This window comes from Klebsiella sp. 141251 (genome assembly GCF_050600725.1).
Classification (GTDB): domain Bacteria; phylum Pseudomonadota; class Gammaproteobacteria; order Enterobacterales; family Enterobacteriaceae; genus Klebsiella; species Klebsiella aerogenes.
Genome location: NZ_JAQIRG010000010.1, coordinates 1 through 26,636, shown reverse-complemented (window position 1 = coordinate 26,636; position 26,636 = coordinate 1). Strand labels below are relative to the sequence as shown.

The 26,636-nt window shown below is 55.6% G+C and carries 25 protein-coding genes; 17 read left to right on the top strand and 8 right to left on the bottom strand.

Features of this window, described 5'->3' with window-relative positions:
* Positions 1-26 precede the first annotated feature (26 nt).
* From bamA to tilS, 13 genes are all read left to right on the top strand, one after another.
* Complete coding sequence (gene bamA, locus PGR09_RS20305; protein ID WP_045390143.1) at positions 27-2,444, top strand: outer membrane protein assembly factor BamA; 2,418 nt, start codon at positions 27-29, stop codon at positions 2,442-2,444.
* A 122-nt stretch (positions 2,445-2,566) separates the two neighbouring features.
* Positions 2,567-3,052 (top strand): molecular chaperone Skp, encoded by a 486-nt coding sequence (gene skp / locus PGR09_RS20300; protein WP_045390145.1) that lies wholly within the window; start codon positions 2,567-2,569, stop codon positions 3,050-3,052.
* A gap of 3 nt (positions 3,053-3,055) precedes the next feature.
* On the top strand, positions 3,056-4,081 hold the full coding sequence (gene lpxD, locus PGR09_RS20295; RefSeq protein ID WP_045390147.1) for a UDP-3-O-(3-hydroxymyristoyl)glucosamine N-acyltransferase: 1,026 nt from the start codon (positions 3,056-3,058) through the stop codon (positions 4,079-4,081).
* 105 nt (positions 4,082-4,186) lie between these two features.
* Positions 4,187-4,642 (top strand): 3-hydroxyacyl-ACP dehydratase FabZ, encoded by a 456-nt coding sequence (fabZ, locus tag PGR09_RS20290; protein WP_004145858.1) that lies wholly within the window; start codon positions 4,187-4,189, stop codon positions 4,640-4,642.
* 3 nt (positions 4,643-4,645) lie between these two features.
* A complete protein-coding gene (gene lpxA, locus PGR09_RS20285; protein ID WP_015368155.1) occupies positions 4,646-5,434 on the top strand; it encodes an acyl-ACP--UDP-N-acetylglucosamine O-acyltransferase in 789 nt (262 codons plus the stop codon).
* A complete protein-coding gene (gene lpxB, locus PGR09_RS20280) occupies positions 5,434-6,582 on the top strand; it encodes a lipid-A-disaccharide synthase (RefSeq protein WP_047046994.1) in 1,149 nt (382 codons plus the stop codon). Before lpxA ends, lpxB begins: the two co-directional genes overlap by 1 nt.
* Positions 6,579-7,178 (top strand): ribonuclease HII, encoded by a 600-nt coding sequence (gene rnhB, locus PGR09_RS20275; protein ID WP_015368153.1) that lies wholly within the window; start codon positions 6,579-6,581, stop codon positions 7,176-7,178. Before lpxB ends, rnhB begins: the two co-directional genes overlap by 4 nt.
* Positions 7,179-7,195: 17 nt before the next feature.
* Positions 7,196-10,678 carry a DNA polymerase III subunit alpha gene (gene dnaE / locus PGR09_RS20270; RefSeq protein WP_045390151.1) on the top strand — a complete coding sequence of 1,161 codons (3,483 nt, stop codon included), beginning with the start codon at positions 7,196-7,198 and terminating at the stop codon, positions 10,676-10,678.
* 12 nt (positions 10,679-10,690) lie between these two features.
* Entirely contained in the window at positions 10,691-11,650 is a 960-nt protein-coding gene (gene accA / locus PGR09_RS20265; RefSeq protein ID WP_045390153.1) for an acetyl-CoA carboxylase carboxyl transferase subunit alpha, read from the top strand.
* Positions 11,651-11,841: 191 nt separating this feature from the next.
* A complete protein-coding gene (locus PGR09_RS20260) occupies positions 11,842-13,623 on the top strand; it encodes a chitinase (protein ID WP_047065178.1) in 1,782 nt (593 codons plus the stop codon).
* A gap of 100 nt (positions 13,624-13,723) precedes the next feature.
* A complete protein-coding gene (locus PGR09_RS20255) occupies positions 13,724-15,862 on the top strand; it encodes a lysine decarboxylase LdcC (RefSeq protein ID WP_063447728.1) in 2,139 nt (712 codons plus the stop codon).
* Positions 15,863-15,924: 62 nt separating this feature from the next.
* Entirely contained in the window at positions 15,925-16,314 is a 390-nt protein-coding gene (locus PGR09_RS20250; RefSeq protein WP_015704453.1) for a VOC family protein, read from the top strand.
* A gap of 68 nt (positions 16,315-16,382) precedes the next feature.
* On the top strand, positions 16,383-17,684 hold the full coding sequence (gene tilS / locus PGR09_RS20245) for a tRNA lysidine(34) synthetase TilS (protein ID WP_430916464.1): 1,302 nt from the start codon (positions 16,383-16,385) through the stop codon (positions 17,682-17,684).
* A gap of 15 nt (positions 17,685-17,699) precedes the next feature.
* Here the strand turns inward: tilS and rof are convergent, their stop codons facing one another.
* Positions 17,700-17,960 carry a Rho-binding antiterminator gene (gene rof, locus PGR09_RS20240; protein WP_045390162.1) on the bottom strand — a complete coding sequence of 87 codons (261 nt, stop codon included), beginning with the start codon at positions 17,958-17,960 and terminating at the stop codon, positions 17,700-17,702.
* On the bottom strand, positions 17,947-18,147 hold the full coding sequence (locus PGR09_RS20235; RefSeq protein ID WP_015368145.1) for a YaeP family protein: 201 nt from the start codon (positions 18,145-18,147) through the stop codon (positions 17,947-17,949). The genes rof and PGR09_RS20235 overlap by 14 nt, the downstream gene beginning before the upstream one ends.
* A 196-nt stretch (positions 18,148-18,343) precedes the next feature.
* On the opposite strand from PGR09_RS20235, the gene PGR09_RS20230 reads away from it, so the two are divergent.
* Genes PGR09_RS20230 through nlpE form a run of 3 tightly spaced genes read left to right on the top strand, consistent with a single transcriptional unit; the run spans position 18,344 to position 20,040 of the window.
* Complete coding sequence (locus PGR09_RS20230; protein ID WP_045390165.1) at positions 18,344-18,889, top strand: YaeQ family protein; 546 nt, start codon at positions 18,344-18,346, stop codon at positions 18,887-18,889.
* Complete coding sequence (gene arfB / locus PGR09_RS20225; RefSeq protein WP_045390167.1) at positions 18,886-19,299, top strand: alternative ribosome rescue aminoacyl-tRNA hydrolase ArfB; 414 nt, start codon at positions 18,886-18,888, stop codon at positions 19,297-19,299. The genes PGR09_RS20230 and arfB overlap by 4 nt, the downstream gene beginning before the upstream one ends.
* A gap of 42 nt (positions 19,300-19,341) precedes the next feature.
* Entirely contained in the window at positions 19,342-20,040 is a 699-nt protein-coding gene (nlpE, locus tag PGR09_RS20220; RefSeq protein WP_072251482.1) for an envelope stress response activation lipoprotein NlpE, read from the top strand.
* Positions 20,041-20,102: 62 nt separating this feature from the next.
* On the opposite strand, the gene proS is transcribed toward nlpE, so the two are convergent.
* The 6 genes from proS to metN form a co-directional block, all read right to left on the bottom strand.
* Complete coding sequence (gene proS, locus PGR09_RS20215) at positions 20,103-21,821, bottom strand: proline--tRNA ligase (protein ID WP_047047007.1); 1,719 nt, start codon at positions 21,819-21,821, stop codon at positions 20,103-20,105.
* Positions 21,822-21,933: 112 nt separating this feature from the next.
* Positions 21,934-22,641 carry a tRNA (N6-threonylcarbamoyladenosine(37)-N6)-methyltransferase TrmO gene (gene tsaA / locus PGR09_RS20210; protein WP_047047010.1) on the bottom strand — a complete coding sequence of 236 codons (708 nt, stop codon included), beginning with the start codon at positions 22,639-22,641 and terminating at the stop codon, positions 21,934-21,936.
* Positions 22,638-23,045 (bottom strand): Rcs stress response system protein RcsF, encoded by a 408-nt coding sequence (gene rcsF / locus PGR09_RS20205; RefSeq protein WP_015704458.1) that lies wholly within the window; start codon positions 23,043-23,045, stop codon positions 22,638-22,640. Before rcsF ends, tsaA begins: the two co-directional genes overlap by 4 nt.
* 107 nt (positions 23,046-23,152) lie before the next feature.
* Positions 23,153-23,968 (bottom strand): methionine ABC transporter substrate-binding lipoprotein MetQ, encoded by an 816-nt coding sequence (metQ, locus tag PGR09_RS20200; RefSeq protein ID WP_015368138.1) that lies wholly within the window; start codon positions 23,966-23,968, stop codon positions 23,153-23,155.
* A gap of 43 nt (positions 23,969-24,011) precedes the next feature.
* Positions 24,012-24,665, bottom strand: coding sequence for a methionine ABC transporter permease MetI (locus tag PGR09_RS20195; RefSeq protein ID WP_045390177.1), 654 nt, complete (start codon positions 24,663-24,665; stop codon positions 24,012-24,014).
* A complete protein-coding gene (metN, locus tag PGR09_RS20190; protein ID WP_045390179.1) occupies positions 24,658-25,689 on the bottom strand; it encodes a methionine ABC transporter ATP-binding protein MetN in 1,032 nt (343 codons plus the stop codon). Before metN ends, PGR09_RS20195 begins: the two co-directional genes overlap by 8 nt.
* A gap of 188 nt (positions 25,690-25,877) precedes the next feature.
* Here metN and gmhB point away from each other — a divergent pair, with 188 nt between their 5' ends.
* Positions 25,878-26,444 (top strand): D-glycero-beta-D-manno-heptose 1,7-bisphosphate 7-phosphatase, encoded by a 567-nt coding sequence (gene gmhB / locus PGR09_RS20185; protein ID WP_045376647.1) that lies wholly within the window; start codon positions 25,878-25,880, stop codon positions 26,442-26,444.
* Positions 26,445-26,636 lie beyond the last annotated feature (192 nt).

Genomic DNA, 26,636 nt, shown 5'->3' with positions numbered 1-26,636 from the left:
TTTGTTAGGAAGAACGCATAATAACGATGGCGATGAAAAAGTTGCTCATAGCGTCGCTGCTGTTTAGCAGCGCGACTGTATACGGTGCTGAAGGGTTCGTGGTGAAGGACATTCATTTCGAAGGCTTGCAGCGTGTCGCTGTTGGTGCGGCCCTCCTCAGCATGCCAGTGCGTCCTGGCGATACGGTGACCGATGATGATATCAGTAACACCATTCGCGCTCTGTTTGCCACTGGCAACTTTGAGGACGTCCGCGTCCTGCGCGATGGTGATACCCTGCTGGTGCAGGTGAAAGAGCGCCCAACAATTGCGAGCATTACCTTCTCCGGCAACAAGTCGGTGAAGGATGACATGCTCAAGCAAAACCTTGAGGCATCCGGCGTTCGCGTTGGGGAATCTCTCGATCGCACCAAGCTTGCCGATATCGAAAAAGGGCTGGAAGATTTCTACTACAGCGTCGGTAAATATAGCGCCAGCGTAAAAGCTGTCGTGACGCCGTTGCCACGTAACCGCGTCGACCTGAAACTGGTGTTCCAGGAAGGCGTCTCGGCGAAAATCCAGCAGATTAACATTGTCGGTAACCACGCGTTCACCACTGACGAACTGATCTCTCACTTCCAACTGCGCGATGAAGTGCCGTGGTGGAACGTGGTCGGCGATCGCAAATACCAGAAACAGAAACTGGCGGGCGACCTTGAAACCCTGCGCAGCTACTATCTGGATCGCGGTTACGCGCGTTTCAACATCGATTCGACGCAGGTTAGCCTGACGCCGGACAAGAAAGGCATCTACATCACCGTTAACATCACCGAAGGCGAGCAGTACAAGCTCTCCGGCGTGCAGATAACGGGCGATCTGGCGGGCCATTCTGCGGAAATCGAATCGCTGACCAAAATTGAGCCGGGCGAGCTGTATAACGGCACCAAAGTGACCAAAATGGAGAATGACATTAAGAAACTCCTCGGTCGCTATGGTTACGCTTATCCGCGCGTCCAGTCGCAGCCGGAAATCAACGACACGGATAAAACCGTGAAGCTGCACATTAACGTTGATGCTGGTAACCGTTACTACGTGCGTAAAATTCGCTTCGAAGGTAACGACACCTCCAAAGATTCCGTTCTGCGCCGCGAAATGCGCCAGATGGAAGGGGCGTGGCTGGGCAGCGACCTGGTTGACCAGGGTAAAGACCGTCTTAACCGTTTAGGTTATTTCGAAACCGTCGATACCGATACCCAGCGCGTGCCGGGTAGCCCGGATCAGGTCGATGTCGTTTACAAGGTGAAAGAGCGTAACACCGGTAGCCTGAACTTCGGTATCGGTTACGGTACCGAAAGCGGCGTCAGCTTCCAGGCGGGCGTACAGCAGGATAACTGGTTAGGTACCGGCTACTCCGTCGGCATCAACGGGACCAAGAACGACTACCAGACCTACGCTGAACTGTCGGTCACCAACCCGTACTTCACCGTAGACGGCGTGAGCCTCGGCGGCCGCCTCTTCTATAACGACTTTGATGCGAATGACGCGGATCTGTCTGACTATACCAACAAAAGCTATGGTACAGACGTCACCCTCGGCTTCCCGATCAACGAATACAACTCGCTGCGCGCAGGCTTAGGTTACGTTCATAACTCCCTGTCCAACATGCAGCCGCAGGTGGCGATGGATCGTTACCTTGACTCTGTAGGTTCAGACAGCACCGGCAGCTTTACCGCGAATGACTTCACCTTTAACTACGGCTGGACCTATAACAAGCTGGACCGTGGTTACTTCCCGACGGAAGGTTCGCGCGTCAACCTGAACGGCAAAGTGACCATTCCGGGGTCTGACAACGAATACTACAAAGCGACGTTGGATACCGCGACGTACGTGCCGATCGATGACGATCACCAGTGGGTTGTGCTGGGACGTACCCGACTGGGTTATGGCGACGGTATCGGCAGCAAAGAGATGCCGTTCTATGAGAACTTCTACGCCGGTGGTTCAAGTACCGTGCGTGGCTTCCAGTCGAACACCATCGGTCCGAAAGCGGTCTATAAATCCGGGGCTTATGCCGGAGATAATAACGACTACGAAGAATGTTCCAACTCTGACGGTTCATACTGTAAATCAGACGATGCGGTCGGCGGTAACGCCATGGCGGTCGCCAGTCTTGAGCTGATTACCCCGACGCCGTTTATCAGTGATAAATACGCGAACTCGGTACGTACCTCCATTTTCTGGGATATGGGTACCGTATGGGATACAAACTGGGAAAATACTGCGGCGACTCGAGCAGCAGGCGTGCCTGACTACAGCGATCCGAACAACATTCGTATGTCTGCGGGTATCGCGGTACAGTGGATGTCGCCGTTGGGGCCGTTGGTCTTCTCCTACGCCCAACCGTTTAAAAAGTACGATGGAGACAAAGCCGAGCAGTTCCAGTTTAACATTGGTAAAACCTGGTAATTGTTGGCAACAACGGAATGTAAGTGCAGTATAGCGCTGACTGTAGGCGATAGCGGATGCTATCGCCTGGCCACGCAAATAACGGTACCCCTGGGTACTCATGGGATGGTAAGGAGTCAATTGTGAAAAAGTGGTTATTAGCTGCAGGTCTGGGTTTAGCAATGGTAACTTCCGCTCAGGCGGCAGATAAAATTGCAATGGTTAACATGAACAACCTGTTCCAACAGGTAGCCCAGAAAACTGGCGTTTCCAACACGCTGGAAAACGAGTTCAAAGGCCGCGCTAGCGAACTGCAGCGTATGGAAGGCGATCTGCAGTCCAAAATGCAGCGTCTGCAGTCTATGAAACCGGGCGCAGATCGTAGCAAGCTGGAAAAAGACGTGATGTCTCAGCGTCAGTCCTTCGCGCAGAAAGCGCAGGCTTTTGAGCAGGATCGCGCACGTCGTTCCAACGAAGAACGTGGCAAACTGGTTACCCGTATCCAGACCGCCGTTCAGAGCGTAGCGAAAGATCAGAGCATCGATCTGGTTGTTGACTCTAATGCCGTGGCATACAACAGCAGCGATGTTAAAGACATTACCGCTGATGTACTGAAACAGGTTAAATAAGTAATGCCTTCAATTCGACTGGCTGACTTAGCACAGCAGTTGGATGCAGAGTTACACGGTGATGGCGATATCGTCATCACCGGCGTTGCGTCCATGCAGAGCGCTAAAGCAGGCCAAATTACTTTCATGGTAAATCCTAAATACCGTGAACACCTGGCCGCTTGCCAGGCCTCCGCCGTTGTGATGACGCCGGACGATTTACCCTTTGCCCATAGCGCCGCGCTGGTAGTGCGTAATCCCTACCTGACCTACGCGCGCATGGCTCAAATTTTAGATACCACGCCGCAGCCGGCGAAAGACATCGCGCCAAGCGCGGTGATCGATCCCACGGCGAAGCTGGGTAACAACGTCTCCGTTGGCGCGAACGCCGTTATCGAATCCGGCGTGGTGCTGGGCGATAACGTGGTTATCGGCGCGGGCTGCTTCGTTGGCAAAAATAGTAAAATCGGCGCCGGCTCGCGTTTGTGGGCTAACGTTGCTGTTTACCATGAGATTGAGATCGGTGAAAATTGCCTGATCCAGTCCAGTACGGTGATCGGCGCGGACGGTTTCGGTTACGCTAACGATCGCGGTAACTGGGTGAAGATCCCGCAGCTTGGTCGCGTTATTATTGGCGATCGCGTGGAGATCGGCGCCTGTACCACTATCGATCGCGGCGCGCTGGACGATACCGTGATCGGTAACGGCGTTATCATTGATAACCAGTGTCAGATTGCGCATAACGTGGTGATTGGCGACAATACCGCCGTCGCTGGCGGCGTGATTATGGCCGGCAGCCTGAAAATTGGCCGTTACTGCATGATTGGCGGCGCCAGCGTGATTAACGGCCATATGGAAATCTGCGATAAAGTCACCGTTACCGGGATGGGGATGGTTATGCGTCCTATCTCTGAACCTGGCGTCTATTCCTCAGGTATTCCGCTACAGCCGAACAAGGCGTGGCGTAAAACCGCGGCGCTGGTGATGAATATTGACGAGATGAGCAAGCGCCTGAAAGCCGTTGAGCGCAAGGTTAATCAACAAGACTAATTTCTCATTTGGTCACGTACATTCCCGGCCTGTTGCATTCGTTAATAAGATTGCCGCAGGCCGTGTTATTATTGCCTTTTAGTATATTTAGACAGGAAGAGTATTTTGACTACTGACACTCATACTCTGCACATTGAAGAGATTCTGGAACTTCTGCCTCACCGTTACCCGTTCCTGCTGGTAGACCGCGTGCTGGATTTTGAAGAAGGTCGTTTTCTGCGCGCAGTAAAAAATGTTTCCGTAAACGAGCCGTTTTTCCAGGGGCATTTCCCTGGTAAGCCGATTTTACCTGGCGTTCTGATTCTGGAAGCGATGGCGCAGGCCACCGGTATTCTGGCATTTAAAAGCGTTGGAAAACTTGAGCCGGGCGAGCTGTACTACTTCGCGGGTATCGATGAAGCGCGTTTCAAACGTCCGGTAGTACCAGGCGATCAGATGATTATGGAAGTCACTTTCGAGAAAACCCGCCGCGGCCTGACCCGTTTCAAAGGCGTTGCGCTGGTTGACGGTAAAGTGGTTTGCGAAGCGACGATGATGTGTGCGCGTAGCCGGGAGGCCTGATACGTGATTGATAAAACCGCCTTTATTCATCCTACCGCCATTGTAGAAGAGGGCGCCGTTATTGGCGCTAACGTTCACATTGGTCCGTTTTGTATCGTGGGCGCCAACGTCGAAATTGGCGAGGGCACCGTACTGAAGTCTCATGTCGTTGTGAATGGCCACACTAAAATTGGTCGCGACAATGAGATCTATCAGTTCGCTTCTATCGGCGAAGTCAACCAGGATCTGAAATATGCTGGCGAGCCGACCCGAGTGGAAATTGGCGATCGCAACCGCATTCGCGAAAGCGTGACCATTCATCGCGGTACAGTACAGGGCGGTGGATTAACGAAGGTGGGCAGCGATAACCTGCTGATGATCAACGCCCACGTGGCGCATGATTGCACGCTTGGCGACCGCTGTATTCTGGCCAACAACGCGACGCTGGCCGGTCACGTATCTCTGGATGATTTCGTCATCATCGGCGGCATGACTGCAGTACATCAGTTCTGCATCATCGGCGCGCACGTAATGGTTGGCGGCTGCTCCGGCGTCGCTCAGGACGTTCCGCCGTTCGTGATTGCCCAGGGCAACCACGCCACGCCGTTTGGCGTCAACATCGAAGGGCTGAAACGCCGCGGCTTTAGCCGTGAAGCGATTACCGCGATTCGTAACGCCTATAAACTGCTGTACCGCAGCGGCAAAACGCTGGACGAAGCCAAACCGGAAATTGCCGAACTGGCGGCTCAGCACCCTGAAGTTCAGCCGTTTGTCGATTTCTTCGCCCGTTCAACTCGCGGCTTGATTCGTTAATGGCCGAACAGCGTCCCCTGACGATTGCCCTGGTCGCCGGAGAAACTTCCGGCGATATTCTTGGCGCTGGTCTCATTCGCGCCCTCAAAGCTCGCATCCCTGATGCGCGCTTTGTCGGCGTGGCGGGGCCGCTGATGCAGGCGGAAGGATGTGAAGCCTGGTACGAAATGGAAGAGCTGGCGGTGATGGGCATTGTTGAAGTGCTTGGTCGCCTGCGCCGCTTACTGCATATTCGCGCCGATTTAACGCGCCGCTTCGGCGAGCTGCGTCCCGATGTCTTCGTTGGCATCGACGCCCCTGATTTCAATATTACCCTCGAAGGTAATCTGAAAAAGAAGGGCATCAAAACCATTCATTACGTCAGCCCGTCCGTCTGGGCATGGCGACAAAAACGCGTTTTCAAAATTGGCAGATCCACCGATCTGGTCCTGGCATTCCTGCCTTTCGAAAAAGCGTTTTACGACAGATTTAACGTTCCCTGCCGCTTTATCGGCCATACCATGGCGGATGCGATGCCGCTGGATCCTGATAAAGGCGCGGCGCGCGATCGTCTGGGCATCCCGCATGATGTTCACTGTCTGGCTTTACTGCCCGGTAGCCGCGGCGCGGAGGTCGAAATGCTCAGCGCCGACTTCCTGAAAACCGCGCAGCTTCTGCGTAACACCTATCCCGACCTGCAGGTCGTGGTGCCGCTGGTCAACGCCAAACGGCGGGAACAGTTTGAGCGAATTAAAGCTGAAACGGCGCCCGACATGACGGTACATATGCTGGATGGTCAGGCGCGCGATGCGATGATCGCCAGCGATGCCGCGCTGCTGGCCTCTGGGACGGCGGCGCTGGAGTGCATGCTGGCGAAATGCCCGATGGTCGTTGGCTACCGCATGAAGCCGTTTACCTTCTGGCTGGCGAAGCGGCTGGTGAAAACCGATTATGTCTCCTTGCCAAATCTGCTGGCCGGGCGCGAGCTGGTGAAAGAGCTGCTGCAGGATGAATGCGAGCCGCAGGCGCTGGCCGCCGCGTTGAAGCCGCTGCTGGCCGACGGCAAAACCAGCCACGATATGCATGATACTTTCCGCGCGCTGCATCAGCAGATCCGCTGCAACGCGGATGAGCAGGCGGCGGACGCAGTACTGGAGTTAGCAAAATGATGGAGTTCGTCTATCCACATACCCATCTGGTCGCCGGCGTCGATGAGGTTGGCCGTGGGCCGCTGGTCGGCGCAGTGGTCACTGCGGCGGTGATCCTTGATCCGCGCAAGCCGATTGTTGGGCTGAATGACTCAAAGAAATTGAGCGAAAAGCGCCGCCTGGCGCTGTTCGATGAAATCAAAGACAAAGCGCTATGCTGGAGCCTGGGCCGCGCCGAGCCGCATGAAATCGACGAGCTGAACATCCTGCATGCCACGATGCTGGCAATGCAGCGCGCCGTCGCTGGCCTGAGTATTACCCCCGAGTTCGTGCTTATCGATGGCAACCGCTGTCCATCGCTACCGATGCCGTCGCAGGCGGTGGTGAAAGGCGATAGCCGGGTGGCGGAAATCAGCGCAGCGTCTATTCTGGCTAAAGTCACTCGCGACGCCGAAATGGCTACGCTGGATATCGCATTTCCGCAATACGGCTTTGCCCAGCACAAAGGCTATCCTACCGTTGTACATCTGCAAAAGCTGCAGGAACACGGCGCAACAGAGCACCACCGGCGTAGCTTCGGCCCGGTGAAACGCGCGCTGGGTCTGGCGTCCAACTAAGTCACTGGGATCTAAAGATGTCTGAACCACGTTTCGTACACCTGCGGGTGCACAGCGACTATTCCATGATCGATGGGCTGGCGAAAACCGGGCCGCTGGTGAAAAAGGCGGCCGCTTTGGGCATGCCTGCGCTGGCGATCACCGATTTTACCAACCTCTGCGGTCTGGTTAAGTTCTACGGAACGGGCCATGGCGCCGGGATTAAGCCCATTGTCGGCGCTGACTTCCATGTTCAGTGCGATCTGCTGGGCGATGAATTCACTGAACTGACGGTTTTAGCGGCCAACAATACCGGCTATCAGAATCTGACTCTGCTCATTTCTCGTGCCTATCAGCGCGGCTATGGCGCGCTGGGGCCGTGGATCGATCGCGACTGGCTGGTTGAGCATCAGGAAGGGCTGATTCTGCTGTCCGGCGGCCGTAAAGGCGATGTTGGCGTCAGCCTGATCCGCGGAAATATGCCGCTGGTCGAACAGTGTCTCGCCTTCTATGAACAACATTTCCCGGATCGCTACTATCTGGAGCTGATCCGTACCGGTCGTCAGGACGAAGAAAGCTATCTTCACGCCGCGGTTCAACTGGCGGAGGAGCATGGTTTGCCGGTAGTGGCGACCAACGATGTGCGTTTCCTGGAAACCGGCGACTTCGACGCCCATGAAATTCGCGTCGCCATTCACGATGGCTTCACCCTCGACGATCCGAAGCGACCGCGCAACTATTCGCCGCAGCAATATATGCGTAGCGAAGAGGAGATGTGCGAGCTATTTGCCGATATCCCGGAAGCGCTGGAAAACACCGTTGAGATCGCCAAACGCTGCAACGTTACCGTGCGCCTTGGCGAATACTTCCTGCCGCAGTTCCCGACCGGCGACATGACCACCGAAGACTTCCTGGTAATGAAGTCGAAAGAGGGGCTGGAGGAACGTCTCGAATTCCTGTTCCCGGATCCCGAAGAGCGCGCTAAGCGTCGCCCGGAATATGACCAACGTCTGGATGTCGAACTGCAGGTTATCAACCAGATGGGGTTCCCGGGCTACTTCCTGATCGTCATGGAATTTATCCAGTGGTCGAAGGATAACGGCGTGCCGGTAGGGCCGGGACGTGGTTCCGGCGCCGGCTCGCTGGTGGCCTACGCGCTGAAAATTACCGACCTTGACCCGCTGGAGTTTGACCTGCTGTTCGAACGTTTCCTTAACCCGGAACGTGTTTCGATGCCCGACTTCGACGTCGACTTCTGCATGGAGAAACGCGACCAGGTTATTGAGCACGTTGCGGATATGTATGGCCGCGACGCGGTATCGCAGATCATCACCTTCGGTACCATGGCGGCGAAGGCGGTTATTCGCGACGTGGGCCGCGTGCTGGGTCACCCGTACGGCTTTGTTGACCGTATCTCCAAGCTGGTGCCGCCGGATCCTGGCATGACGCTGGCGAAAGCCTTTGAAGCGGAACCACAGCTGCCGGAAATCTACGAAGCGGACGAAGAAGTTAAAGCGCTGATTGATATGGCGCGTAAGCTGGAAGGCGTGACGCGTAACGCCGGTAAGCATGCGGGCGGCGTGGTTATCGCGCCGACCAAAATCACCGATTTCGCGCCGCTGTACTGCGATGAGCAGGGGCTACACCCGGTTACCCAGTTTGATAAGAACGACGTCGAATACGCCGGGCTGGTAAAATTCGACTTCCTCGGCCTGCGTACGCTGACCATCATCAACTGGGCGCTGGAGATGATCAACAAGCGGCGGGCGAAGAACGGCGAAGGGCCGCTGGACATCGCCGCGATCCCGCTGGATGACAAGAAAAGCTTCGACATGCTGCAGCGCTCGGAAACCACCGCGGTCTTCCAGCTTGAATCGCGCGGCATGAAAGATCTGATTAAGCGTCTGCAACCTGACTGCTTCGAAGATATGATCGCGCTGGTGGCGCTGTTCCGTCCGGGCCCGCTGCAGTCGGGGATGGTAGATAACTTTATCGACCGTAAGCACGGCCGTGAAGAGATTTCCTACCCGGACGTCCAGTGGCAGCATGAATGTCTGAAACCTGTACTGGAGCCGACTTACGGCATCATCCTGTACCAGGAACAGGTCATGCAGATAGCCCAGGAGCTCTCCGGTTATACCCTCGGTGGCGCGGATATGCTGCGTCGTGCGATGGGTAAGAAAAAGCCGGAAGAGATGGCCAAGCAGCGCGGCACCTTCGAAGAAGGGGCGAAAAAGCGCGGCGTTGATGGCGAACTGGCGATGAAAATCTTTGACCTGGTGGAAAAATTCGCCGGTTACGGATTTAACAAGTCCCACTCCGCCGCCTATGCGCTGGTCTCCTACCAGACGCTGTGGCTGAAGGCGCACTATCCGGCCGAGTTTATGGCGGCGGTGATGACCGCCGATATGGACAACACCGAGAAGGTGGTGGGTCTGGTCGATGAATGCTGGCGCATGGGCCTGAAAATCCTGCCGCCGGACATTAACTCCGGCCTGTATCATTTCCACGTCAATGATGACGGGGAAATCGTGTATGGTATCGGCGCCATTAAAGGTGTCGGCGAAGGCCCGATTGAAGCGATCATTGAAGCACGTAACAATGGCGGCTATTTCCGCGAGCTGTTTGATCTGTGCGCCCGTACCGATATTAAAAAACTCAATCGCCGGGTACTGGAAAAGCTGATTATGTCCGGGGCGTTCGACCGCCTCGGCCCGCATCGCGCGGCGCTGATGAACTCGCTCAACGATGCGCTGAAAGCCGCCGATCAGCACGCCAAAGCCGAAGCCATCGGCCAGGCGGATATGTTCGGCGTGCTGGCGGAAGAGCCGGAACAAATTGAGCAATCCTACGCCAGCTGCCAGCCGTGGCCGGAGCAGGTGGTGCTGGATGGTGAAAGGGAAACGCTGGGGCTGTATCTGACCGGCCACCCGATTAACCAATACCTGAAAGAGATCGAACGCTACGTTGGCGGCGTGAGACTCAAAGACATGCACCCGACCGATCGTGGTAAAGTGACCACGGCGGCGGGTCTGGTTATTGCTGCGCGGGTAATGGTCACCAAGCGCGGCAATCGTATCGGCATCTGTACGCTGGATGACCGTTCCGGGCGTCTGGAGGTGATGTTATTCACCGACGCGCTGGATAAATACCAGCAGTTGCTGGAAAAAGACCGCATACTTATCGTCAGCGGACAGGTCAGCTTTGATGACTTCAGCGGGGGCCTTAAAATGACCGCCCGTGAAGTCATGGATATTGACGAAGCCCGGGAAAAATATGCTCGCGGGCTTGCTATCTCGCTGACGGACAGGCAAATTGATGACCAGCTTTTAAACCGACTCCGTCAGTCTCTGGAACCCCACCGTTCGGGAACCATTCCAGTACACCTCTATTATCAGAGGGCGGATGCGCGCGCGCGGTTGCGTTTTGGCGCAACATGGCGCGTCTCTCCGAGCGATCGTTTACTCAACGATCTGCGTGGCCTTATCGGCTCGGAGCAGGTGGAACTGGAGTTTGACTAATACAGGAATACTATGAGTCTGAATTTCCTAGATTTTGAACAGCCTATCGCAGAGCTGGAAGCGAAAATCGATTCCCTGACTGCAGTAAGCCGTCAGGATGAGAAACTGGATATTAACATCGATGAAGAAGTGCATCGTCTGCGCGAAAAAAGCGTAGAGCTGACGCGCAAAATCTTCGCCGATCTTGGCGCATGGCAGGTAGCCCAGCTGGCGCGCCATCCACGTCGTCCCTATACCCTGGATTATGTCCGCCTGGCTTTCGACGAGTTTGACGAGCTGGCAGGCGATCGCGCCTACGCTGACGATAAAGCTATCGTTGGCGGTATTGCGCGTCTTGATGGTCGCCCGGTGATGATCATCGGCCATCAGAAAGGCCGTGAGACCAAAGAGAAGATCCGTCGTAACTTTGGTATGCCGGCGCCGGAAGGCTACCGCAAAGCGCTGCGCCTGATGGAAATGGCTGAGCGTTTCAAAATGCCGATCATTACCTTCATCGACACCCCTGGCGCCTATCCGGGCGTTGGCGCGGAAGAGCGCGGCCAGTCGGAAGCGATTGCCCGCAACCTGCGTGAAATGTCGCGTCTGAGCGTGCCGGTTATCTGCACCGTCATCGGCGAAGGCGGCTCCGGCGGCGCGCTGGCGATTGGCGTAGGTGATAAGGTCAACATGCTGCAGTACAGCACCTATTCGGTTATCTCGCCGGAAGGCTGCGCGTCTATTCTGTGGAAAAGCGCGGATAAAGCGCCGCTGGCCGCGGAAGCGATGGGTATCGTTGCGCCGCGCCTCAAAGAGCTGAAGCTGATTGATTCCATCATTCCGGAACCGCTGGGCGGCGCCCACCGTAACCCGGAAGCGATGGCGGCGAGCCTGAAGGCACAGCTGTTGGCCGACCTGGCTGACCTGGATACTCTCAGCGAAGAAGAGCTGCGTAACCGCCGCTATCAGCGTCTGATGAGCTACGGCTACGCCTGATTATTCAGCATCATATTTTCTCTAAGGGGCCGGATTTCCGGCCCCTTTTTTTATCATTTTTTTACTGAGGCAAGATGATGCGCCAATGAGGTGATGTGATTAGCCGATGATGTTCTTCTCCCGCGACACTGCGCTAACTGCCGGGGACAACGCCTGGGCAGACCGTTCACAAGGAAAAGGAGAATAATATTATGGCAATTCATAAAACTGTCGCCTTGAGCGCCGTGGCCGCAGGGATCATGTTAAGTCTGAGCGCCGCACAGGCCGCGCCGCTGCTCAGCGCTACTGAAGCCACCACCATGACAGCCAGCGAGCTGGCGGCAAAAGAAAAAGCATTAACCGATTTTCCATTAATGGATGCGGTGAAGTCTTCCATTCGTACCCTCGATAACGCTTCAGTCGAAAAGATTGAGCCTGGCAGGGCGGCTAACCCGGAAAACGTTAAACGCGTCGAAGGCATGCTCAGCGAGCAGGATTGGGATTATCTGTTCCCGATGCGCGCGCCGGAATATACCTACAGCAACTTCCTGAAGGCGATCGGTAAATTCCCGGCGGTCTGCGGCACCTACACCGATGGCCGTGACAGCGATGCTATCTGCCGTAAATCGCTGGCCACCATGTTTGCCCACTTCGCCCAGGAAACCGGCGGCCACGAAAGCTGGCGCGATATCCCGGAATGGCGCCAGGCGCTGGTCTATCTGCGCGAAGTTGGCTGGACCGAAGGACAAAAAGGCGGCTATAACGGCGAATGTAACCCGGATGTCTGGCAGGGACAGACCTGGCCTTGCGGTAAAGATGCCGATGGCGATTTCCTCAGCTACTTTGGTCGAGGGGCTAAACAGCTCTCCTATAACTACAACTACGGCCCGTTCTCCGAGGCAATGTATGGCGACGTCCGCCCGCTGCTGGATAAACCTGAGCTGGTGGCGGACTCATGGATGAACCTCGCCAGCGCGGTCTTTTTCTTTGTTTATCCGCAGCCGCCGAAACCTTCCATGCTGCACGTCATTGATGGCACCTGGCAGCCGAACGATCGTGATAAGAGCAATGGCCTGGTGCCGGGGTTTGGCGTGAGCATCCAGATCATCAACGGCGGCGTCGAGTGCGGCGGCGCAACGGAAAACGCCCAGTCGCTTAACCGTATTGCCTATTACAAAGAGTTCGCCAACTACCTCAAAGTGCCTATTGCCGATGATGAAGTGCTGGGTTGTAAGAACATGAAGCAGTTTGATGAAGGCGGAGCCGGCGCGCTGCCCATCTACTGGGAACAGGATTGGGGATGGGATCCGAACAGCGCAGACGGCAAAACCAATGCCTGCCAGCTGGTGAGCTATCAGACACCGTACAGCGCGTTCAAAGAGGGGGATTACAGCAAATGCGTTCAGCATTACTTCAACGTGACCGTGGTTGATGATGCGGGCAGCGATGGCGCGTCTGATAAGACAGATGACACGACACCAGCGCCTCAAGTGAACGTCGCGCCGGTGGCGCGTATTGCCGGCCCGGTGGGCGCTGTTGAAGCTGGCAGCCTGGTGTCGCTGAGCGGGGAAGGGTCTACCGATGCTAACGGCGACAAGCTGAACTATCGCTGGATGTCGCAGGATGGACAGACGTTAAGCGGCGCGGATAAAGCGGTGATCAATTTCAGCGCCCCACAGAGCGATAAAGATGCCCAGTATGTGGTTAGCCTGACCGTTAGCGATGGCAGTTTATCCAGTACGGCCACCTATACTCTCAATGTGAAGGCGAAGGCGGCGGATGAAGCGAAGGATGAGCCGGCTGGCGACAGCGGCGCCATCAGTTATCCGGCGTGGAGCGCCAGCCAGAGCTGGAAACCGGGTGATATCGTCAATAACCACGGCGCGCTTTTCCAGTGTAAACCGCTGCCGGAAGGGGCCTGGTGCAACGTAGCGCCAACCTACTACGAACCGGGCGCAGGTCTGGCCTGGGGAGATGCGTGGAAGGCGCTGTAATTATCGTTTTACTCTGATTCAGGACTAAGATAAATCCGCCAGTGCTAAGCACTGGCGCGATTGATATTATGCTTACCTTAGGTAAATCCAGGAGGAAAGCGTGAATATCATCGCCATCATGGGGCCCCACGGCGTCTACCATAAAGACGAACCGATCAAAGAGCTGGAAGCCGCTCTGCGGAAGCAAGGATTCCAGACTATCTGGCCGCAAAACAGCGCCGACCTGCTGCAGTTTATCGAACACAATCCGCGCATCTGCGGCGTTATCTTCGACTGGGATGAGTACAGCGTTGATTTATGTAGCGATATCAATCGTCTGAACGAATACCTGCCGCTGTATGCTTTTATCAATACGCACTCGACGATGGACGTCAGCAGCCAGGACCTGCGCATGGCGCTATGGTTCTTTGAATATGCGCTGGGGCTGGCGGAAGATATCGCTACTCGTATTCGTCAGTATACCAACGAGTATCTGGACAACATCACGCCGCCATTTACCAAAGCGTTATTTAACTATGTGCAGGAGGGAAAATATACCTTTTGCACTCCCGGACACATGGCGGGAACCGCCTACCAGAAAAGCCCGGTCGGCTGCCTGTTTTATGATTTCTTCGGCGGTAATACGCTGAAGGCTGATGTTTCTATCTCCGTTACCGAACTGGGGTCGCTGCTGGACCATACCGGCCCGCATCTGGAAGCGGAAGAGTATATCGCCCGCGCCTTTGGCGCCGAGCAGAGCTACATGGTGACCAACGGTACCTCGACTTCAAATAAAATTGTCGGCATGTATTCGGCGCCTGCCGGCAGTACGCTGCTTATCGATCGTAACTGTCATAAATCGCTGGCGCATCTGCTGATGATGAGCGATATCGTGCCGCTATGGCTAAAACCGACGCGTAACGCGCTGGGGATCCTCGGCGGCATTCCGAAACGGGAATTTACCCGCGACAGCGTCCAGCGCAAAGTTGAGACAACTCGCGGCGCGCAGTGGCCGGTGCATGCGGTGATCACCAACTCCACCTATGACGGCCTGTTGTATAACACCACCTGGATTAAACAGACTCTCGACGTGCCGTCGATCCACTTTGATTCCGCCTGGGTGCCTTATACCCACTTCCACCCGATTTATCAGGGCAAAAGCGGCATGAGCGGCGACCGCGTACCGGGGAAAGTGATCTTCGAAACCCAGTCGACGCATAAAATGCTGGCGGCGCTGTCGCAGGCTTCGCTTATCCATATTAAAGGCAGCTACGATGAAGATACCTTCAATGAAGCCTTTATGATGCATACCTCTACCTCGCCAAGCTATCCGATCGTCGCCTCGATAGAAACCGCGGCGGCGATGCTGCGCGGTAACTCCGGTAAACGCCTGATTCAGCGTTCCATCGAGCGTGCGCTGCACTTCCGTAAGGAGGTTCAGCGCCTGCGTGAGGAGGCCGACGGCTGGTTCTTTGATATCTGGCAACCGGAAGAGGTTGAGGAGGCGCAGTGCTGGCCGGTTTCGCCGGGAGAAACGTGGCACGGTTTCCAGGATGCCGATGCCGACCATATGTTCCTCGATCCGGTCAAAGTTACCATTCTTACGCCGGGGATGGACGAGCAGGGCAATATGGCGGAAGAGGGGATCCCGGCGGCGCTGGTGGCGAAATTCCTCGATGAGCGCGGCGTAGTGGTGGAGAAAACCGGGCCGTACAATCTGCTGTTCTTGTTCAGTATCGGCATTGATAAAACCCGGGCGATGGGCCTGCTGCGCGGTCTGACCGAGTTTAAACGCGCCTACGATCTCAACCTGCGGGTGAAAAACATGTTGCCGGATCTCTATGCCGAGGATCCGGACTTCTACCGCAATATGCGCATCCAGGATCTGGCGCAGGGGATCCACCGCCTGATCCGCCAGCATCAGCTCTCACAGCTGATGCTGCGGGCCTTTGACGTGCTGCCGGAGATGAAAATGACCCCGCATCAGGCCTGGCAGCGACAGATTAAGGGCGAAGTCGAAACCATCGAACTGGAGAATCTGGTGGGGCGTATTTCGGCAAACATGATCCTGCCGTATCCGCCTGGCGTGCCGCTGCTGATGCCGGGCGAGATGATCACCGAAGAGAGCCGCGCGGTGCTCGACTTCCTGTTGATGCTCTGTTCGATCGGTCGCCACTACCCAGGTTTTGAAACCGACATCCACGGGGCCAAACGCGACGAAGACGGCGTCTACCGTGTACGAGTCTTAAAAAATAATTAGGGGCTTGCGCGGCGGCGGGCGGCGCGAGTAACGTGTTGGGCTTCAACAGGAGGAGAGCAACCATGCTGGGTTTAAAACGAGTTCACCATATTGCCATCATCGCGACAGATTACGCGAAGAGCAAAGCGTTCTATTGCGACATCCTCGGGTTTACGCTGCAGAGCGAGTTCTACCGCGCCGAGCGTGATTCGTGGAAGGGCGACCTGGCGCTGAACGGCGAGTATGTCATCGAGCTGTTTTCGTTCCCGTTCCCTCCTGCGCGCCCCAGCCGTCCGGAGGCCTGTGGTCTGCGCCACCTGGCGTTTAGCGTCGACGATATTGATGCCGCGGTTGCGCATCTGCAGGCGCACGGCGTCGCCTGCGAGGCTATCCGCATCGATCCGTTTACCGATAAGCGCTTCACCTTCTTCAACGATCCCGACGGCCTGCCGCTGGAGATTTACCAACAGTAATACTTGCCAGAACCAGCCCTGGCGCGTAACGTGCCGGGCTATCTCTTCTTAGCTGCGTACGCACGATCATGACGCCGGATATTGCCTCATCGCTTCGACCACATCGTCAGTTTCTGCTGGCCTTCAGCGGCGGCCTGGACTCAACCGTCCTGCTGCACCGGCTGGTACGCTGGCGCCAGCGCGAGCCAGCGATTCAGCTGCGCGCGATTCACATTCACCACGGCCTGAGCGCCAACGCTGACCATTGGGTTGAGCATTGCGAACAGATTTGCCAGCAATGGCAGGTACCGTTACAGGTGGTGCGCGTGACGCTGGCGGATGAGGGGTTGGGGATTGAAGCGCATGCTCGCCAGGCGCGCTATCAGGCTTTCCGTGAGGCGCTGCTGCCAGGCGAGGCGTTATTGACGGCACAACATCTCGACGACCAATGCGAGACCTTCCTGCTGGCGCTTAAGCGCGGTAGCGGCCCGACCGGCTTGTCGGCGATGGCCGCCAGTAGCGAGTTCGCTGGCGGAAAATTGCTGCGTCCGCTGCTCAGTGAGAGCCGTGAATCCCTGCATCAATGGGCGCTGACTCATCAACTGCGGTGGATTGAAGACGAAAGTAATCAGGACGATGCGTACGATCGTAACTTTCTGCGTCTGCGTGTGGTACCGCTGCTGAGCGAGCGCTGGCCGCATTTTGCCGAGGCTGTCGCCCGCAGTGCCAGCTTATGTGGCGAACAGGAACAGTTGCTCGATGAAATGCTGTCGGCAGAACTTGCCGCGCTGGTTGATGAGCGTGGTTCTCTGGCGATAGAACCGCTGAGCGCGATGAGCGCGCCGCGTCGTGCGGCGTTGCTGCGCCGCTGGCTGGCTTCCCAACAGGCGCCGATGCCGTCGCGCGAAATGCCGGAGCGCATCTGGCAGGAAGTGGCGCTGGCGCGTGAAGACGCCGCGCCTTGCCTGCGGTTAGGCGGTTTTGCCGTTCGGCGCTACCAGCAGCGCCTGTTTTGGGTAAAGCATCTGGCAAGCCTGGCGGAACGGGAAATACCTTGGGGCGATGCGACTAAAGCGCTGACGCTACCGGAAGCGCTGGGAGAACTGGCATTGCAGTCCGGCGGGCCGCTACGCGCGCCACGCGCGGATGAGTCGGTATCGATACGTTTTCGCGCCAGCGGTAATCTGCACATTGTTGGGCGTCAGGGTGGCCGTAAGCTTAAGAAAATCTGGCAGGAAATGGCGGTCGCGCCCTGGCGTCGCGACGCCACGCCGCTGCTGTTTTATGGCGAAACCTTGATTGCCGCAGCCGATGGGCTGTTTGTCACCAGAGAGGGGCAAGTACAGGAAGGCGAAGGGTTACAGCTGATATGGCGGAAAACGGGCGGCTAAGCCGCCCGGTGGGCTTCAGGATTCGCTGACCACCACGGTGCCGATTTCCGGGTGGCTGAAACTGGCGATTTTATCCAGGCGTAGCTCGCGGACGTTACCGGCAAGTTCTACCACCAGATACTCGACATTTTTACGCGAGATAAGATCGCTCGCTTTGGCCTGTAGCTGTTCACCATCTTTCAGGGCCAGCGCCAGCACCAGGTGATGCTGGCAGGCAAGTTCGAGGTTGTCATAATCATCGCAGTTAATGGGTTGATAAGTATCATTCATTGACATAATCGCTCACCAATAAGTTTGCCGCCGCATAAGCGGCCTTTTCCCTGACTGACTCCGAAAGGGCCTGATCCGCCGCAACCTCATTTAATACTTTCAACACGCAGCCCAGCGCATCCGGGATATACCCTAAGTCTCCGCTGGCTATTTCCGCATACCGCTTGCGTATTAACTCACAATATTGATCCACATGCCCTCCTGTCAGCGTTCTGACTTAACCGTGGGATGCAAGTTTAAGCCTACGAAGATAAACTCTGTTTAGCAAGGTGACTATACCATAGTCATCTAAGCAATATCAGCAGGATGAAAGGAGTACCTGCGATTGCCGACAGCCTTTTGTCGCCAGTTTCGCTACAATGTACGCCATTTTTTTCAGGAGTTTATTCATGGCGCTGAAAGCGACGATTTATAAAGCTGTGGTTAATGTTGCCGATTTAGATCGCAACCAGTTTCTGGATGCTAACCTGACGCTGGCGCAACATCCCTCAGAAACCCAGGAGCGTATGATGCTGCGTCTGCTGGCGTGGATTAAATATGCCAACGAACGTCTGCAGTTTACCCGCGGGTTGTCCTCGGATGATGAACCGGAGCTGTGGCAGTTGAACGACCATTTGGGTGTTGATCTGTGGATTGAGCTGGGGCTGCCGGACGAGAAGCGCCTCAAGAAAGCCTGCTCGCGGGCGCAGGAGGTGGCGCTGTTTGCCTATAATAGCCGGGCGGCTGAAATCTGGTGGCAGCAAAATCAGAACAAGCTTGCGGCGTATCCGAAGCTGACTATCTGGTATCTTGATGATACGCAGCTGGCGCAGCTAAGTGCTTTTGCCGATCGCACTATGACGCTGCAGGCAACCCTGCAGGACGGCGGTATCTGGTTATCCGACGATCGGAATAATCTGGAAATTCATTTAACGGCCTGGCAGCAGCCGGCATGATAACGATTAGCCGCAGCGTTTCCATCCCGGATGAGGAGATCTCGCTTACCGGGGTCCGCGCACAGGGGGCGGGCGGTCAGCATGTGAATAAGGCCTCGACGGCGATTCACTTACGTTTTGATATTAAAGCATCGAGCCTGCCTGAGTTTTATAAAGAACGCCTGCTCGCCGCCAGTCACCACTTAATTTCTGCTGACGGTGTGGTTATCATTAAGGCTCAGGAATATCGTAGCCAGGAGATGAACCGCGAAGCGGCGATCTCGCGACTGGTTACGCTGATAAAAGAATTAACCGCAGTGCAAAAAAGCCGCCGGGAGACGCGACCGACTCGGGCGTCAAAAGAGCGACGACTTGCCTCCAAGGCGCAAAAGTCCTCAGTCAAAGCGCTGCGTGGGAAGGTTCGCCATTGAGCGGCGTGGCGGACGGGTGGAATGGATTATAAGGAATTCACAGTGAAGAAAATTGTATTTTCGCTCGCAGCGGCCTGTTCGCTCTTTGCGCTGTTTGGCTGCAATCATCGCGCTGAGGTGGAGACGGTTCAGCCGGCGGCGATGGAAGAGCTGAAACCGATGCAGCAAAGCTGGCGCGGTATTTTGCCTTGCGCGGATTGCGAAGGGATTGAGACCTCTTTGTTCCTTGAGAAAGATGGCACCTGGGTTATGAACGAACGTTATCAGGGCGTTAGCCGCGAGCCGTCATCTTTCGCTTCATATGGTACCTGGGCGCGTACCGCCGATAAACTGGTATTGACCAACAGCAAAGGCGAGAAATCTTACTATCGGGCGAAAGGCGACAAGCTGGAAATGCTCGATCGCGACGGCAATCCGATTAAATCAACGCTGAATTATACGCTTGAGCCTGTGAAGGCCAGCCTGCCGACGACGCCAATGGCGATGCGCGGGATGTATTTCTATATGGCGGATGCGGCAACCTTTACCGATTGCGTGACCGGTAAAACGATCGCGGTCGCGAATAACGCCCAGCTTGAGCGCGATTATGCCGCCGCGCGCGGTACCGATACTCGTCCGGTGCTGCTGGTGGTTGAAGGACATTTCACCCTTGAAGCAAACCCGGATACCGGCGAGATGATGAAAACGCTAATGACGGATAAAGACAGTAAATTTATTCCGGGTAAAGACTGCGGTAATTAATTCTTGCAGTTGCTATAAAAAAGGCCTCGCTATTGCGAGGCCTTTTAGCTTTTAAGGGGAAATTACCCCTTAATCTGCTGCACCAGGTAATTCACGATATCCCCGGTCTTAATCAGCTGCTTCTCGCCGTTGCGACGATGTTTGTATTCGATATCATCGTTGTCGAGGTTACGGTCGCCGAGCACGATGGTGTGAGGAATACCGATCAGCTCCATATCGGCGAACATCACGCCCGGACGCTCTTTACGGTCGTCCATCAGCACGTCGATGCCATGCGCACGCAGCTCGACGTACAGCTTCTCGGCCAGCTCCTGCACGCGATAGGACTTGTGCATGTTCATCGGCAGAATAGCGACCTGGAACGGCGCGATGGCGTCCGGCCAGATAATCCCGCGATCGTCAAAGTTCTGCTCAATAGCGGCGGCCACCACGCGGGTCACCCCAATACCGTAGCAACCCATGGTCAGAATCTGGTTACGGCCATCTTCGCCCTGCACCGCGGCATTCATTGCCTGAGAGTACTTGGTGCCCAGCTGGAAGATGTGGCCGACTTCGATACCGCGTTTGATAAGCAGGGTACCTTTGCCGTCCGGGCTCGGGTCGCCGGCAACGACATTACGAATATCAGCAACTTCCGGAGTCGCGACGTCGCGATCCCAATTAATGCCGAAATAGTGTTTGCCATCGATGTTAGCGCCGGCGGCGAAATCGCTCATTGCCGCGACGGTACGGTCGATAACCACCGGAATCGGCATGTTAACCGGACCGAGAGAACCAGGTCCCGCGTTAACGATAGCGCGGATCTCTTCTTCGCTGGCGAAGGTCAGCGGGCTCGCGACCTGCGGCAGTTTTTCCGCTTTCACTTCGTTGAGCTCGTGATCGCCGCGTACCAGCAGGGCGACCAGCGGGTAGCTGCTATCTTCCACCGCTTTCACCAGCAGGGTCTTCACGGTTTTTTCGATTGGCAGATTGAACTGCTCAACCAGCTCGGCGATGGTTTTCGCGTTCGGCGTGTCTACCAGCGTCATTTCTTGCGTCGCGGCGGCGCGCGGCTCTTTCGGCGCGACGGCTTCGGCAAACTCAATGTTCGCCGCGTAGTCGGAGCTATCAGAGAAGATCACGTCATCTTCGCCGCTCTGCGCCAGCACCTGGAACTCATGAGAAGCGCTACCGCCGATCGAACCGGTGTCAGCCTGTACCGCGCGGAAATCCAGCCCCATACGGCTGAAGATTTTGCTGTAAGCGGTATACATCGCGTCGTAGGTTTCCTGCAGCGATTCCTGAGAGGTATGGAAAGAGTAAGCATCTTTCATCAGGAACTCACGGGAGCGCATCACGCCGAAACGCGGGCGGACTTCATCGCGGAACTTGGTCTGAATCTGATAGAAGTTCAGCGGCAGCTGTTTATAAGAGTTCAGCTCGTTGCGAATCAGGTCGGTAATGACCTCTTCGTGAGTCGGGCCGAGAACGAACGGGCGATCGCCACGATCGGCAATGCGCAGCAGCTCAGGGCCATATTGCTCCCAGCGACCGCTCTCCTGCCACAGTTCAGAAGGCTGAACTACCGGCATTAACACCTCGATAGCACCGGCGTTGTTCATCTCTTCACGCACGATGTTCTCGACTTTTTTCAGAACGCGCACGCCGGTCGGCAGCCAGGTGTACAACCCTGAGGCCAGCTTGCGGATCATCCCGGCGCGCAGCATCAGCTGATGGCTGATGACTTCGGCGTCGGCAGGTGTCTCCTTCAGAGTGGAGAGCAGATATTGGCTAGTACGCATGTTGTTACGGTTCCATTTGGACGATCGGAACAGGCTGGAGAGCCAGCCTGAAACAAAAAAAGTGGTTTAGTTTACCAGTGTGGCAAAGATGCCAAAAGAGAGGAAAATAAAATTAGCGCGGTTCGAGAGAAAAGACTTCAAAACCGTAGGGGATTACCCGCCAGCGCACGTTGAAATCGAGCAGCCAGACGGCGTAGGTTTTCCCTGCTTCTTCCTCTTTACGATAAGCCGGACGCGGATCCTGCGCCAGTACTTCACGGATAAACGCTTTGATATGCGGGTAGCGTTTTTCCAGCGTCAGTAACTGTGCTTCTATTTCCGGCGTAAAGCTGACATTCATGCCTGCCAGCGGCGCCTGCTGCGCATAGCTGGCGCTGGCGTCCGGCAGGGCTTCGGCAAAGGGAAGATAAGGTTTGATATCAACCACCGGCGTACCGTCCACGAGATCGAGGCTGCCAAGTTCCAGTATCACCTGATCCTTCTGGCAGCGAACGCCTTTTAGTTCAACCAGCGACATGCCGATAGGGTTGGGGCGAAACGTCGAGCGGGTTGCAAAGACGCCCATGCGTGCGTTGCCGCCAAGGCGGGGAGGGCGCACGGTCGGACGCCAGCCGCCAGCCATGGTCTGATGAAAGACAAACAGGACCCACAGATGGCTGAAGTTTTCCAGCCCACGCACGGCGTCAGCCTGGTTATAAGGCGCGAGCAGATGCAGCTCTCCGCTGCCGTGTTCAACCAGGCCTGGCTGGCGAGGAACGGCAAACTTCTCTTTATACGGCGAGCGGATGACGCCTATCTGCGCGAACTGAAATGCACTCATTGTGCCGAGACGTTAAGCGCTGAACCCAGGCAAACGGCCTGACGGTAGCAGCCTGGCGTACCGCTGGTCACTTCGCAGCTGTGCAGCAGCACGGCGTTGGCCTTCATTTTGGCCGCGTTGATTTGCATGCGTTTACGGGCGGTCGGGATATTCGGCGGGGAGTCCTGGTTTGAAGCCTGGCATGATTCGCCGCTCACTTCACCCAGATCGCGGAAGGGTTTGCCTACCAGCGCGGCGGCATCGGTATAGATTCTGACCGGCGCGGGACGTGAGACTTTTGGTTTAGCCGTTTCCGTCTGGACTGGCGTGGTTGCGGTGCTTTTAACAGGCTCAACGGGGGATCTGCTTAGCATAGAACAACCGCTTAACATGAGTGCTAACAAACAGACCGGTAAAGCACGCATAGTATTTCCTCAATGAATTATAAACAGGGCGCTATTGAATCAGGTGCTTGCATAAATGACAAGACGGGCATAAAGCCCGTCCTGAATGATATTACGCTGAAAGCAGATTACCAGCCTTTCACTGCGCCGCCGTTAAAGATTTTGTTAGCGGCTTCGTAAACTTCATCGCTTTGGTAAGCCTGAACAAATTTCTTAACATTTTCCGCGTCTTTATTATCTTCGCGGGCGACGATCAGGTTTACGTACGGCGAGTTTTTGTCTTCAACGAAGATACCGTCTTTCGCCGGCGTCAGGCCAATCTGGCTGGCGTAAGTGGTGTTGATGACCGCCAGAGCGATCTGCGCGTCGTCCAGAGAACGCGGCAGCTGCGGCGCTTCCAGCTCAACAATCTTCAGGTTTTTCGGGTTCTCAACCACGTCCAGAGACGTCGGCAGCAGACCTACGCCTTCTTTCAGTTTAATCAGGCCCACTTGCTGCAGCAGCAGCAGGGAACGGCCGAGGTTGGTCGGATCGTTCGGAACGGCAATCTGTGAGCCCGGCTGCAGTTCGTCCAGAGATTTGATTTTCTTCGAGTAGCCAGCGATCGGATAGACGAAGGTGTTGCCGACGGAAACCAGTTTATAACCGCGGTCTTTAATCTGCTGATCGAGATACGGTTTGTGCTGGAAGGCGTTAACGTCGATGTCGCCTTTGCTCAGCGCTTCGTTCGGCAACACGTAGTCGTTGAAGGTCACCAGCTCAACGTCGAGGCCATACTTCTCTTTTGCCACTTTCTGCGCGACTTCAGCAACCTGCTGTTCCGCGCCGACGATTACGCCGACTTTAATATGGTTAGGATCTTTTTCATCCTGACCGCAACCCACCAGAGCCAGAGAACCGATTAATGCGCCAACTGCCGCAAAGGTTTTGAAATTAAAGGCCATGTTATTTCCTTCCTGTAAGAATTAGTGTTGTGTGTCAATAACGTTATTTGTGAGTCACAGCCCGGACGATACGATCGCCTGAGAATTGAATTAAATAAACCAGAATAACCAGCAATACCAGCACGGTATTCATTACCGTCGCGTTATAGCCGATGTAGCCGTACTGATAGCCAATCTGACCCAGACCACCGGCACCCACCGCACCGCCCATCGCAGAATAGCCCACGAGGGTAATAAGCGTGATGGTAGCGGCGTTCACCAGACCCGGTAATGCTTCAGGTAGCAGGACCTTACGCACGATCTGCAGCGGCGTTGCGCCCATCGCGCGTGAGGCTTCGATAAGCCCGGTCGGGATCTCGAGCAGCGCGTTTTCCACCATACGTGCGATAAACGGCGCGGCGCCGACCGTTAACGGCACAATCGCTGCCTGCAGGCCGATTGAGGTACCAACGATCACGCGGGTAAACGGAATCATCCACACCAGCAGAATAATGAATGGAATCGAGCGGAAGATATTAACCAGCGCCGATAGCGTACGATACAGTCGGGCGTTGGCGGCAATCTGCCCCGGACGGGTAACGTACAGCAGTACCCCGACCGGCAAGCCGAGCACAAAGCCAAAGAAGCCGGAGACAAACGTCATAGCCAGCGTTTCCCACACGCCGCGAACCAGCAGCCAGATCATTGGTTCAGACATATCCCAGTACCTCTACTTTTACATGATGTTCCTGCAGCCAGGCGATCGCCGCCTGGGTATCTTCCGGTGTGCCGTGCATTTCGGTCAGCATGATGCCGAACTTCACTCCGCCGGCGTAATCCATCTGCGCGCTAATAATGTTGTTATTCACATTAAAGCGGCGGGCGGTTTCCGACAGCAGCGGCGCATCGACGGAATGGCCGGTGAACTCCATACGCAGCATCGGCACGCTGTCAGGCAGCGGGGTGGGCTTCAGGCGTGCCTGATAGTCATCTGGAATATCCAGATGCAGGGTAGACTGAATGAACTGCTGAGCCAGCGGCGTCTTAGGATGCGAGAAGACTTCGCTCACGGTGTCCTGCTCGATCAGTTGACCGTTACTAATGACCGCCACGCAGTCGCAGATACGTTTAACCACGTCCATTTCATGGGTGATCAATAGAATGGTCAGCCCCAGACGACGGTTGATGTCTTTTAACAGTTCGAGGATTGAACGGGTCGTTGCCGGGTCGAGCGCGCTGGTGGCTTCATCGCACAGTAGCACTTTTGGGTTACTGGCCAGCGCGCGGGCAATCGCCACGCGCTGTTTCTGGCCACCGGAGAGGTTTGCCGGATAGCTGTCGTGCTTATCGCCAAGACCAACCAGGTCCAGCAGTTCATTAACGCGGCGTTTGATTTCCGCCGGCGGCGTGTTGTCCAGCTCAAGCGGCAGCGCCACGTTGCCGAAAACGGTACGTGAAGCAAGCAAGTTAAAGTGCTGGAAGATCATTCCAATCTGACGGCGTGCGCGAGTCAGTTCTTTTTCAGTCAGTGCGGTGAGTTCCTGGTTATCAACCTGCACGCTGCCTTCGGTTGGGCGTTCCAGCAGGTTAACGCAGCGAATCAGCGTACTTTTACCTGCGCCGGAAGCGCCGATCACGCCGTAAATTTGCCCGGCAGGGACATGCAGGCTGACATTGTTCAGCGCCTGTATGGTGCGGTTCCCCTGCTGGAACACTTTGGTAATATTCGAAAGTTTAATCATCAGTTATTTATTATCGTTTAGCCGTTTGCCGTGGCATTTTCTTCTGCCGTGTGCAGGCGATGCCTGTCAATGAAATGGATGTTAAGGCATCCAGACGTCTAAATCAATCTGACTCTTTATAATGAGCACTTTCTTGCATGGCGAAACATGCGATACTAACGGCATTAGCCTTTATCAGGAGCAAACCGGTGGCAAAGTCTGTACCCGCAATTTTTCTCGACCGTGACGGCACGATTAATATCGATCATGGTTACGTCCACGAAATCGACAACTTTGAGTTTATCGACGGCGTCATTGATGCCATGCGTGAACTAAAGGCAATGGGATTTGCGTTAGTGCTGGTGACCAACCAGTCAGGCATCGCGCGCGGTAAATTCACGGAAGCGCAATTTGAGACCCTCACCGAATGGATGGACTGGTCGCTGGCAGACCGCGGCGTGGATCTCGACGGTATCTATTATTGTCCGCATCATCCGCAGGGGAGCGTTGAAGAGTTCCGCCAGACCTGCGATTGCCGCAAGCCGCATCCGGGGATGCTCATTTCCGCACGCGATTTCCTGCATATTGATATGGCTGCTTCTTATATGGTGGGCGATAAACTCGAAGACATGCAGGCGGCTGCGGCGGCGAATGTCGGAACGAAAGTGCTGGTGCGTACCGGTAAGCCGGTTACCGCAGAAGCGGAAAGCGCCGCGGATTGGGTGCTAAATAGCCTGGCGGACCTGCCTGCGGCTATCAAAAAGCAGCAAAAATAAGCGTTACGTATAAAAGATGAGCGGTTGAAATAAAAATGTATTTTTCCGCTTGTCATTCCCGGCGGGCTCCCTATAATGCGCCTCCATCGACACGGCGGATGTGAATCACTTCACACAAACAGCCGGTTCGGTTGAAGAGAAAAATTCTGAAATTCAGGGTTGACTCTGAAAGAGGAAAGCGTAATATACGCC

Bases quoted from the DNA above. Each gene is read 5' to 3' on its own strand.
- PGR09_RS20230 (WP_045390165.1), top strand. From the start codon at position 18,344: ATGGCGCTGAAAGCGACGATTTATAAAGCTGTGGTTAATGTTGCCGAT.
- PGR09_RS20260 (WP_047065178.1), top strand. From the start codon at position 11,842: ATGGCAATTCATAAAACTGTCGCCTTGAGCGCCGTGGCCGCAGGGATC.
- PGR09_RS20250 (WP_015704453.1), top strand. From the start codon at position 15,925: ATGCTGGGTTTAAAACGAGTTCACCATATTGCCATCATCGCGACAGAT.
- PGR09_RS20195 (WP_045390177.1), bottom strand. From the start codon at position 24,665: ATGTCTGAACCAATGATCTGGCTGCTGGTTCGCGGCGTGTGGGAAACG.
- dnaE (WP_045390151.1), top strand. From the start codon at position 7,196: ATGTCTGAACCACGTTTCGTACACCTGCGGGTGCACAGCGACTATTCC.
- arfB (WP_045390167.1), top strand. From the start codon at position 18,886: ATGATAACGATTAGCCGCAGCGTTTCCATCCCGGATGAGGAGATCTCG.
- rnhB (WP_015368153.1), top strand. From the start codon at position 6,579: ATGATGGAGTTCGTCTATCCACATACCCATCTGGTCGCCGGCGTCGAT.
- metN (WP_045390179.1), bottom strand. From the start codon at position 25,689: ATGATTAAACTTTCGAATATTACCAAAGTGTTCCAGCAGGGGAACCGC.
- tsaA (WP_047047010.1), bottom strand. From the start codon at position 22,641: ATGAGTGCATTTCAGTTCGCGCAGATAGGCGTCATCCGCTCGCCGTAT.
- bamA (WP_045390143.1), top strand. From the start codon at position 27: ATGGCGATGAAAAAGTTGCTCATAGCGTCGCTGCTGTTTAGCAGCGCG.
- metQ (WP_015368138.1), bottom strand. From the start codon at position 23,968: ATGGCCTTTAATTTCAAAACCTTTGCGGCAGTTGGCGCATTAATCGGT.
- proS (WP_047047007.1), bottom strand. From the start codon at position 21,821: ATGCGTACTAGCCAATATCTGCTCTCCACTCTGAAGGAGACACCTGCC.
- tilS (WP_430916464.1), top strand. From the start codon at position 16,383: ATGACGCCGGATATTGCCTCATCGCTTCGACCACATCGTCAGTTTCTG.
- rcsF (WP_015704458.1), bottom strand. From the start codon at position 23,045: ATGCGTGCTTTACCGGTCTGTTTGTTAGCACTCATGTTAAGCGGTTGT.
- lpxB (WP_047046994.1), top strand. From the start codon at position 5,434: ATGGCCGAACAGCGTCCCCTGACGATTGCCCTGGTCGCCGGAGAAACT.
- lpxD (WP_045390147.1), top strand. From the start codon at position 3,056: ATGCCTTCAATTCGACTGGCTGACTTAGCACAGCAGTTGGATGCAGAG.
- rof (WP_045390162.1), bottom strand. From the start codon at position 17,960: ATGTCAATGAATGATACTTATCAACCCATTAACTGCGATGATTATGAC.
- accA (WP_045390153.1), top strand. From the start codon at position 10,691: ATGAGTCTGAATTTCCTAGATTTTGAACAGCCTATCGCAGAGCTGGAA.